Source organism: Streptococcus sp. KHUD_014, from assembly GCF_051106275.1.
Taxonomy (GTDB): domain Bacteria; phylum Bacillota; class Bacilli; order Lactobacillales; family Streptococcaceae; genus Streptococcus.
This window is the reverse complement of the sequence record NZ_CP193666.1, coordinates 382,326-394,344: the sequence shown is the minus strand read 5'-3', so window position 1 is coordinate 394,344 and position 12,019 is coordinate 382,326. Positions and strand designations below refer to the sequence as shown.

Below are 12,019 nucleotides of genomic sequence, written 5' to 3'. Positions count from 1 at the left end.
CTACTTTTCTATACAAAAAGTCTTTGGGCATATAAAGGCCTGTTTGAGTTACAAGATATGTAATTTGAGATGGGTTTAGTACTCTTGGACAATAATCTCCTAAAATACAATAAGAAAGCGACTCAAATTTAAAAAGCTAGAGTTCCACAATTGGGAATCTCTAGCTTTTTTTGTTGCTGAGAACTATTTTTGTCTCAGACTCTTTTCTAGCAAATTCACAGAATCAAAATTCTCAGGTTTGCTGTATCAGAGTAATGGTTTACTCTTCTTCCTTACGTTTTTTAGAGATAAGGAATCCTCCTGTCACTGCTGCAAGAAGTGCTAAGCCAAGTGAAGCGTTAGATTGTTCTGTACCAGTGTTTGGTAATTCTTTCGCTCCAGCTTTCTTAGCTGATTGGTTAGCAGCTGACTCTTTAGTTGCTTCCTTAACAGCTTTCTCACTTGCAATTACTGCTACTGATCCATCTGCAAAGGTTACAACTACTGATCCGTCATTGTTAACCTTGATATCTGTTGCAGTTGGGTTAGCTTTCTTAACTTCGTCGGCTACCTTAGCTTTTTCTGCATCAGTCAAGTTACTTGGATCTGTAACTGGGGTTACTGATGGGTTCTTAACGCCATTTGAATCAGCTGATTTCACTGTCTTCGCTGGGGTCAAGACTACTACTGAACCATCTGGGAAGGTTACTGTTGCTGTGCCATCATTTCCTACTTCTACCTTGCTTGCTGTTGGATTAGCTTTCTTAACTTTGTCGGCTACCTTAGCTTTTTCGGCATCAGTCAAGTTGCTTGGATCTACAACAGGAGTTACTGTTGGATTTGTGACTACTTTATCAGCTGATTTCTTAACTGTCTTATCTGCTGGGATAACAGCTGTCGTACCATCTGGGTAGGTTACAGTTGTTGTACCATCTTTCTCAACCTTAACATCCGTTACAGTTGGATTAGCTTTCTTAACTTCTTCTGCTACCTTAGCTTTTTCGGCATCAGTCAAGTTGCTTGGATCTGTTACTGGGGTTACTGATGGATCCTTAACAGCTTTATCAGCTGATTTCTTAACTGTCTTATCTGCTGGAATAACGGCTGTTGTGCCATCTGGGTAGGTTACAGTTGTTGTTCCGTCGTTGCCAACTTCTACCTTACTTACTGTAGGGTTTGATTTCTTAACTTCGTCGGCCACTTTAGCTTTTTCCGCATCAGTCAAGTTGCTTGGATCTGTAACTGGGGTTACTGATGGATCCTTAACAGCTTTATCAGCTGATTTCTTAACTGTCTTATCGGCTGGGATAACTGCTGTTGTGCCATCTGGGTAAGTTACAGTTGTTGTGCCATCTTTGTCAACCTTAACGTCAGTTACGGTTGGGTTTGATTTCTTAACTTCCTCTGCCACTTTAGCTTTTTCGGCGTCAGTCAAGTTGCTTGGATCTGTAACCGGGGTTACTGATGGATCCTTAACAGCTTTATCAGCTGATTTCTTAACTGTCTTATCGGCTGGAATTACAGCTGTTGTGCCATCTGGGTAAGTTACAGTTGTTGTGCCATCTTTGTCAACCTTAACGTCAGTTACGGTTGGGTTTGATTTCTTAACTTCCTCTGCCACTTTACCTTTTTCGGCGTCAGTCAAGTTGCTTGGATCTGTAACCGGAGTTACTGATGGATCTTTAACATCTTTATCAGCTGATTTCTTAACTGTCTTATCTGCTGGAATAACGGCTGTTGTGCCATCTGGGTAAGTTACAGTTGTTGTTCCGTCGTTGCCAACTTCTACCTTACTTACTGTAGGGTTTGATTTCTTAACTTCTTCTGCCACTTTACCTTTTTCAGCATCAGTCAAGTTGCTTGGATCTGTTACTGGGGTTACTGATGGATCCTTAACAGCTTTATCATCTGATTTCTTAATTGTCTTATCTGCTGGAATAACGGCTGTTGTGCCATCTGGGTAAGTTACAGTTGTTGTTCCATCTTCGTCAACCTTAACATCCGTTACAGTTGGGTTTGATTTCTTAACTTCTTCTGCTACCTTACCTTTTTCCGCATCAGTCAAGTTGCTTGGATCTGTTACTGGGGTTACTGATGGATCCTTAACAACTTTATCATCTGATTTCTTAACTGTCTTATCTGCTGGGATTACAGCTGTTGTGCCATCTGGGTAAGTGACAGTTGTTGTTCCATCTTCGTCAACCTTAACGTCAGTTACTGTTGGGTTAGCTTTCTTAACTTCGTCGGCTACCTTAGCTTTTTCCGCATCAGTCAAGTTGCTTGGATCTGCAACTGGAGTTACCACTGGATCTTTAATAACTTTATCAGATGATTTCTTAACTGTCTTATCGGCTGGGATAACAGTTGTCTTACCATCTGGGTAAGTAATTGTTGCTGTACCGTCATTACCTACTGTTACATCTGTTACAGTTGGATTTGATTTCTTAACTTCGTCGGCTACCTTAGCTTTTTCGGCATCAGTCAAGTTGCTTGGATCTACAACTGGCGTTACAGCTGGGTCCTTAACGTCTTTATCTGCTGATTTCTTAACTGTCTTATCCGCTGGGATAACAGCTGTTGTGCCATCTGGGTAAGTGACTGTAGCTGTACCGTCATTACCTACTGTTACATCTGTTACAGTTGGATTTGATTTCTTAACTTCGTCGGCTACCTTAGCTTTTTCGGTATCAGTCAAGTTGCTTGGATCTGTTACTGGTGTGACTGTTGGATCCTTAAGCTCTTTATCTGCTGATTTCTTAACTGTCTTATCTGCTGGGATAACGGCTGTTGTGCCATCTGGGTAAGTGACTGTAGCTGTACCGTCATTACCTACCGTTACATCTGTTAAGGTTGGGTTAGCTTTCTTAACTTCTTCTGCTACCTTAGCTTTCTCTAAATCAGTCAAGTTGCTTGGATCTACAACTGGTGTTACCGATGGATCCTTAAGCTCTTTATCTGCTGATTTCTTAACTGTCTTATCTGCTGGGATAACAGCTGTCGTGCCATCTGGGTAAGTGACAGTTGTTGTACCATCTTTGTCAACCTTAACATCTGTTACAGTTGGGTTGGATTTCTTAACTTCTTCTGCTACTTTACCTTTTTCAGCGTCAGTCAAGTTGCTTGGATCTGTAACCGGAGTTACTGATGGATCCTTAAGCTCTTTATCTGCTGATTTCTTAACTGTCTTATCTGCTGGAATTACAGCTGTTGTGCCATCTGGGTAAGTGACAGTTGTTATGCCATCTTTGTCAACCTTAACGTCAGTTACTGTTGGGTTAGCTTTCTTAACTTCGTCGGCTACCTTAGCTTTTTCCGCATCAGTCAAGTTGCTTGGATCTACAACTGGTGTTACAGCTGGATCCTTAACAGCTTTATCATCTGATTTCTTAACTGTCTTATCTGCTGGAATTACAGCTGTTGTGCCATCTGGGTAAGTGACAGTTGTTGTGCCATCTTTACCTACTTCAACATCTTTCGCTGTTGGGTTAGCTTTCTTAACTTCGTCGGCTACCTTAGCTTTTTCCGCATCAGTCAAGTTGCTTGGATCTACAACTGGTGTTACCGCTGGATCCTTAACAGCTTTATCATCTGATTTCTTAACTGTCTTATCTGCTGGGATAACAGCTGTTGTGCCATCTGGGTAAGTGACAGTTGTTGTGCCGTCGTTACCAACTTCAACATCTTTCGCTGTTGGGTTATCTTTCTTAACTTCGTCGGCTACCTTAGCTTTTTCCGCATCAGTCAAGTTGCTTGGATCTACAACTGGTGTTACCGCTGGATCCTTAACAGCTTTATCATCTGATTTCTTAACTGTCTTATCTGCTGGGATAACAGCTGTTGTGCCATCTGGGTAAGTGACAGTTGTTGTGCCGTCGTTACCAACTTCTACCTTACTTACTGTAGGGTTAGCTTTCTTAACTTCGTCGGCTACTTTAGCTTTTTCGGCATCAGTCAAGTTGCTTGGATCTGTAACTGGAGTTACTGATGGATCCGTTACGACTTTATCATCTGATTTCTTAACTGTCTTATCTGCTGGGATAACGGCTGTTGTGCCATCTGGGTAAGTTACAGTTGCGGTACCGTCGCTACCAACTTCTACCTTGCTTACTGTAGGGTTAGCTTTCTTAACTTCGTCGGCTACTTTAGCTTTTTCGGCATCAGTCAAGTTGCTTGGATCTGTAACTGGGGTTACGGCTGGATCCGTTACAACTTTATCATCCGATTTCTTAACTGTCTTATCTGCTGGGATTACAGCTTTTGATCCATCTGGGAAGGTTACAGTTGTTGTGCCATCTTTACCCACTTCAACATCTTTCGCTGTTGGGTTAGCTTTCTTAACTTCGTCGGCTACTTTAGCTTTTTCTGCATCCGTTAAGTTAGCTGGATCTTTAACTGGTGTCTTAGCTTCTGGATCTTTAATTCCTTCTGCATCTTTAGCTTTTTCTACTGTTTTAGCTGCTGGAATTTCTGCTTTTGATCCATCTGGGAAGGTTACAGTTGTTGTGCCATCTTTACCTACTTCAACATCTTTCGCTGTTGGGTTAGCTTTCTTAACTTCTTCTGCTACCTTAGCTTTTTCTGCGTCTGTTAAGTTAGCTGGATCTTTAACTGGTGTCTTAGCTTCTGGATCTTTAGCTGGTGTTGTTGCTGTCGCAACTTTTTCGTCACTTGCGTCTGATGTATTTCCTGATGGGTCGGTTGCTATCGCTGTTACCCCACCTGCTGGAATATCTACTGTTGGTGTGATGGTTGCTTTACCGTTTTCGTCAGCTACACCTTCACCAATCTTCTTACCGTCTTTGTCGAACAACTCAACTGTAGATCCTGGTTCTGCCGTTACTTCAACTGGGGTCTTAGTGCCGGCTTTACCTGTTAGGTCTGTTTCTACAACTGGTTTTGCTGGCGCTGTTGTATCAGTTGAAACTTTTGGTTCACTTGGATCTGATACATTACCTGCTTTATCTGTTGCTTTAGCTGTTACTTCACCTTCTGGAAGAGCTTCTTTCGGTTCGATTGTAGCTTTACCGTTTTCGTCAGCTACACCTTCACCAATCTTCTTACCGTCTTTGTCGAACAACTCAACTGTAGATCCTGGTTCTGCTGTTACTTCAACTGGGGTCTTAGTGCCGGCTTTACCTGTTAGGTCTGTTTCTACAACTGGTTTTGCTGGCGCTGTTGTATCAGTTGAAACTTTTGGTTCACTTGGATCTGATACATTACCTGCTTTATCTGTTGCTTTAGCTGTTACTTCACCTTCTGGAAGAGCTTCTTTCGGTTCGATTGTAGCTTTACCGTTTTCGTCAGCTACACCTTCACCAATCTTCTTACCGTCTTTGTCGAACAACTCAACTGTAGATCCTGGTTCTGCTGTTACTTCAACTGGGGTCTTAGTGCCGGCTTTACCTGTTAGGTCTGTTTCTACAACTGGTTTTGCTGGCGCTGTTGTATCAGTTGAAACTTTTGGTTCACTTGGATCTGATACATTACCTGCTTTATCTGTTGCTTTAGCTGTTACTTCACCTTCTGGAAGAGCTTCTTTCGGTTCGATTGTAGCTTTACCGTTTTCGTCAGCTACACCTTCACCAATCTTCTTACCGTCTTTGTCGAACAACTCAACTGTAGATCCTGGTTCTGCTGTTACTTCAACTGGGGTCTTAGTGCCGGCTTTACCTGTTAGGTCTGTTTCTACAACTGGTTTTGCTGGCGCTGTTGTATCAGTTGAAACTTTTGGTTCACTTGGATCTGATACATTACCTGCTTTATCTGTTGCTTTAGCTGTTACTTCACCTTCTGGAAGAGCTTCTTTCGGTTCGATTGTAGCTTTACCGTTTTCATCAGCTACACCTTCACCAATCTTCTTACCGTCTTTGTCGAACAACTCAACTGTAGATCCTGGTTCTGCCGTTACTTCAACTGGGGTCTTAGTGCCGGCTTTACCTGTTAGGTCTGTTTCTACAACTGGTTTTGCTGGCGCTGTTGTATCAGTTGAAACTTTTGGTTCACTTGGATCTGATACATTACCTGCTTTATCTGTTGCTTTAGCTGTTACTTCACCTTCTGGAAGAGCTTCTTTCGGTTCGATTGTAGCTTTACCGTTTTCGTCAGCTACACCTTCACCAATCTTCTTACCGTCTTTGTCGAACAACTCAACTGTAGATCCTGGTTCTGCTGTTACTTCAACTGGGGTCTTAGTGCCGGCTTTACCTGTTAGGTCTGTTTCTACAACTGGTTTTGCTGGCGCTGTTGTATCAGTTGAAACTTTTGGTTCACTTGGATCTGATACATTACCTGCTTTATCTGTTGCTTTAGCTGTTACTTCACCTTCTGGAAGAGCTTCTTTCGGTTCGATTGTAGCTTTACCGTTTTCGTCAGCTACACCTTCACCAATCTTCTTACCGTCTTTGTCGAACAACTCAACTGTAGATCCTGGTTCTGCTGTTACTTCAACTGGGGTCTTAGTGCCGGCTTTACCTGTTAGGTCTGTTTCTACAACTGGTTTTGCTGGCGCTGTTGTATCAGTTGAAACTTTTGGTTCACTTGGATCTGATACATTACCTGCTTTATCTGTTGCTTTAGCTGTTACTTCACCTTCTGGAAGAGCTTCTTTCGGTTCGATTGTAGCTTTACCGTTTTCATCAGCTACACCTTCACCAATCTTCTTACCGTCTTTGTCGAACAACTCAACTGTAGATCCTGGTTCTGCCGTTACTTCAACTGGGGTCTTAGTGCCGGCTTTACCTGTTAGGTCTGTTTCTACAACTGGTTTTGCTGGCGCTGTTGTATCAGTTGAAACTTTTGGTTCACTTGGATCTGATACATTACCTGCTTTATCTGTTGCTTTAGCTGTTACTTCACCTTCTGGAAGAGCTTCTTTCGGTTCGATTGTAGCTTTACCGTTTTCGTCAGCTACACCTTCACCAATCTTCTTACCGTCTTTGTCGAACAACTCAACTGTAGATCCTGGTTCTGCTGTTACTTCAACTGGGGTCTTAGTGCCGGCTTTACCTGTTAGGTCTGTTTCTACAACTGGTTTTGCTGGCGCTGTTGTATCAGTTGAAACTTTTGGTTCACTTGGATCTGATACATTACCTGCTTTATCTGTTGCTTTAGCTGTTACTTCACCTTCTGGAAGAGCTTCTTTCGGTTCGATTGTAGCTTTACCGTTTTCATCAGCTACACCTTCACCAATCTTCTTACCGTCTTTGTCGAACAACTCAACTGTAGATCCTGGTTCTGCCGTTACTTCAACTGGGGTCTTAGTGCCGGCTTTACCTGTTAGATCTGTCTTGATAACTGGTTTAGTTGGTGTTGTCGCAACCTGAACAGTATCAGTCAAAGTCAATGTTGCGATTTCAGAAGGAACGTTTACACCTGCACCTTTATGTTTGTAGGTTACATTTCCTTGACCATCAACTTCCAACTCTGATTCTACAACTGATGGGTTGGCTTTCTTAACAGCTGCCTTAACAGCTGCTTTTTCGTCATCTGTCAAGTTAGATGGATTGGCAACTGTAACCTTCTCTGGTTGGTTCAATTGTGGGTATGTTTGATCTTCTTGAGAAGCTACTGCTCCCTCTCTCTTACTTGGATCATCATTTTGTGTACGAGTAACAATGCGATCACCCGCCTTCAATGTTGTTCCTTCAGGTAAGTTAAGAGTGATAGTTCCATCTGGGTTATTAACAACTGTCGCGTTGGCATCATTCTTGATAAAGTCATATGTACCATCTGGTTGAAGGCGAAGGTTTGTTGGCTTACCTTGGATTGTCACATAGATGTTGTCTGGTTTTGATGCTGGGACAGCTACTGTAACTGATTTATCACCTTCTTTGGTTGGTTGAGCAAGTGCTTTTTCTGGGACAACAGGGGTTGCTACTGAAGCATTACTTGCGTCTGATGTTTTACCATTTTTAGTAGCTTTAGCAGTTACATTACCTGCTGGAATGTCTGCTGTTGGTGTGATGGTTGCTTTACCATTTTCATCAGCTGTGGCTTCACCAATCTTGTTGTTGTCTTTGTCGAACAACTCAACTGTAGTTCCTGGATCTGCTGTAACCTCAATCGGAGTCTTAGTCTTAGCTTTACCTGTTAGATCTGTCTTGATAACTGGTTTAGTTGGTGTTGTCGCAACCTGAACAGTATCAGTCAAAGTCAATGTTGCGATTTCAGAAGGAACGTTTACACCTGCACCTTTATGTTTGTAGGTTACATTTCCTTGACCATCAACTTCCAACTCTGATTCTACAACTGATGGGTTGGCTTTCTTAACAGCTGCCTTAACAGCTGCTTTTTCGTCATCTGTCAAGTTAGATGGATTGGCAACTGTAACCTTCTCTGGTTGGTTCAATTGTGGGTATGTTTGATCTTCTTGAGAAGCTACTGCTCCCTCTCTCTTACTTGGATCATCATTTTGTGTACGAGTAACAATGCGATCACCCGCCTTCAATGTTGTTCCTTCAGGTAAGTTAAGAGTGATAGTTCCATCTGGGTTATTAACAACTGTCGCGTTGGCATCATTCTTGATAAAGTCATATGTACCATCTGGTTGAAGGCGAAGGTTTGTTGGCTTACCTTGGATTGTCACATAGATGTTGTCTGGTTTTGATGCTGGGACAGCTACTGTAACTGATTTATCACCTTCTTTGGTTGGTTGAGCAAGTGCTTTTTCTGGGACAACAGGGGTTGCTACTGAAGCATTACTTGCGTCTGATGTTTTACCATTTTTAGTAGCTTTAGCAGTTACATTACCTGCTGGAATGTCTGCTGTTGGTGTGATGGTTGCTTTACCATTTTCATCAGCTGTGGCTTCACCAATCTTGTTGTTGTCTTTGTCGAACAACTCAACTGTAGTTCCTGGATCTGCTGTAACCTCAATCGGAGTCTTAGTCTTAGCTTTACCTGTTAGATCTGTCTTGATAACTGGTTTAGTTGGTGTTGTCGCAACCTGAACAGTATCAGTCAAAGTCAATGTTGCGATTTCAGAAGGAACGTTTACACCTGCACCTTTATGTTTGTAGGTTACATTTCCTTGACCATCAACTTCCAACTCTGATTCTACAACTGATGGGTTGGCTTTCTTAACAGCTGCCTTAACAGCTGCTTTTTCGTCATCTGTCAAGTTAGATGGATTGGCAACTGTAACCTTCTCTGGTTGGTTCAATTGTGGGTATGTTTGATCTTCTTGAGAAGCTACTGCTCCCTCTCTCTTACTTGGATCATCATTTTGTGTACGAGTAACAATGCGATCACCCGCCTTCAATGTTGTTCCTTCAGGTAAGTTAAGAGTGATAGTTCCATCTGGGTTATTAACAACTGTCGCGTTGGCATCATTCTTGATAAAGTCATATGTACCATCTGGTTGAAGGCGAAGGTTTGTTGGCTTACCTTGGATTGTCACATAGATGTTGTCTGGTTTTGATGCTGGGACAGCTACTGTAACTGATTTATCACCTTCTTTGGTTGGTTGAGCAAGTGCTTTTTCTGGGACAACAGGGGTTGCTACTGAAGCATTACTTGCGTCTGATGTTTTACCATTTTTAGTAGCTTTAGCAGTTACATTACCTGCTGGAATGTCTGCTGTTGGTGTGATGGTTGCTTTACCATTGTTATCAGCTGTTGCTTCACCAATCTTGTTGTTGTCTTTGTCGAACAACTCAACTGTAGTTCCTGGATCTGCTGTAACCTCAATCGGAGTCTTAGTCTTAGCTTTACCTGTCAAGTTTGTATTGATAACTGGCTTAGTTGGTGCTACGTTTTCGACAACTACAGTAACTTCAATCTCACCTGACTCTTTACCTTGGCTATCAACAGCTTTATACTTAACTGTGTAAGTGCCTTGGGTATTTGTATCAACTGTCTTGGTTGCCGCGTTACCATTTACTGAAACAACTTCAGCATGGACCTTATCACCTAGGGTTGCTTGGGCATCATCTTCTTTATCTGCTACGGTAACAAGAGATGCAAGGTCAAGTTGAGCACCTTGAGCAACAGTTTTTTTGTTTCCTTCAACAGCTGATGCAATAGTTGGAGCTTGGTTTTCTACTGAGCGTGGTTGCCAGTCAGCCACACTTGAGAAGCCACCTTCTACCACGTTTGAAATAGCTGCTACTTCTGTACCTGCAATCTTGTCAGCCATTGTAAGGACGATTGTATCTTGGAACTTACCGTTCTCAACTGATTTGACAGTTGCCTTATCTGATTTTTGTGATGTCCATGCAGATGAGGCATTATCACGTTTGACTGGAATCTCAACAGTCTCTCCAGCAGTATTTGTATAGCGCATGTAGGCGATCCCTGCATCATGAGGAACCTTAAGAGTAACCTCTTTTTGTCCTGCTACAACTGCATCTTGGTTAGTCGTCAAGCTTGAAGGTTCAACGGTTGTCACACCGACAGATACTGGCACAGTACGGCGACTACTTTCATTTCCGTCAACAGTTTGACTCACCTGTACTAGTTGACGTGGTTTAATAGTTGTACCATCACCTTGGTTGTTGTTCAAGGCTGTTGGAAGCTCCCCTGTAGTCCAGTTACCTCTACTGTCTACAGTGACATTGCCGATATTTTGCTCTTGACCATCGATATAAAGCTTGATAGTCGCACCTGGAACCCCTGTCCCTGAAAGAGTGCTTGAAGTTGAAGCTACTGTCTGAACAGGAACGTTGACAGAAGTTTTTGTCAAGTTTGGAGTCACATTTGGGGTAGCAACTGCACTAACTAGTTCCTTATCATATTTACCTGAGATCGCATACCAATTATGCATTCTTAGGTTTTTGGCAGCTTGAACACCAGCAATATAAGAAATCGTTTGCGATGGGTCTTCAACCACTGTACGGTAACGAACAGTGAACTTGCGAATACCAGAACCAATATTTGTTTGAAGGACGTAGAGCTTCTTAGAGTTAGCCATAACACCGTTCAAACCAGGAACTTTATCATATTCACCAGCACCGGTAGTAAGTTTTACACGGTTCTCAAGCTTACTACCATCATCAATAAACTGCTTACCTTCTGCATTTGCGTTTCCGTCACCATTATTCCATTCAGTTCGAGTCGCATAAGTATCACCGTCATACTCTGTTACTACATTATATGGATCAGATACGTTTTTAGGAATCGAGAAGTACCAGAAGGCTCCTGGTTTATCATATTTGGCTTCATTAAAGGTTACAGTCCACTCCAATACCGGACGTCCTTGACCAGATGGGTCTGTAGGCACTGTCTTCCCATTGACAACTTCATAGTCATCCAGCTGTCTGTACTCAATCTTAGCTCGCTGAGTTGGATCTCCATCCTCAATTTTTTTACCACCCTTATATTCGAACTTAATGTCCTTCCCTTCCATAGAGCGATCTTGTGATCGATCTTGTCCTGCCGCTCGGCGACTTCTGGACTTAGGTTGAGTGGCTGAAGTTTCTGCTGGAGCTGCCACTTTGACAGTTTGAGCTGCTGTCAAGTTTGCACTTGAACCATCTGCAAAAGTAACAACTACTGATCCGTCCGCTTGAACTTGAACATCAGTCGCTGTAGGATTCACTCCCTTTACAGCTTCCACAATATTTGCCTTTTCTTCCTCTGTCAGAGCTGAAGAATCTGCTACTACTGTCAAGGAAGGGAGCTGAACTCCATCTGCTTCCTTAGCTTTTTCAGTCGCAACTACTAGTTCTTCTTTAGAATTTTGAGTAGTTTCAACTGCTTTATCAACTTTTTCTTCAGCCACTGCTGCTGGGGCTACTTCTACAGCTGGTGCTGCATAAGTTACATCCTCCTCGGCTGCAACCGGCTTATTCCCCTCTGTTGTAGAGCTAGCTTCTGTCTTAGCTTCTACTGTATCTGCCTTAACTGTTGGAGTCACCAAAGTTGCCCCAACTGCAAAAACAAGCGAACAACCAAAAAGGAAGTGTTTCCCTTTTTTGATCATACGCCAATTCTTTTGAGCTGCATTTTTACGATTAAAATACATGACATATCTCCTTTTTTATAAATAAAAGCATGTTCGTTACATACAAATTCATTATACAACACCTTTAAAAAATAGTCA

At 42.4% G+C, this 12,019-nt stretch carries 1 protein-coding gene; it reads right to left on the bottom strand.

Features of this window, described 5'->3' with window-relative positions:
* Positions 1–259 precede the first annotated feature (259 nt).
* Positions 260–11,941 carry an Ig-like domain-containing protein gene (locus ACORHT_RS01980; protein WP_434350422.1) on the bottom strand — a complete coding sequence of 3,894 codons (11,682 nt, stop codon included), beginning with the start codon at positions 11,939–11,941 and terminating at the stop codon, positions 260–262.
* Positions 11,942–12,019: the final 78 nt, after the last annotated feature.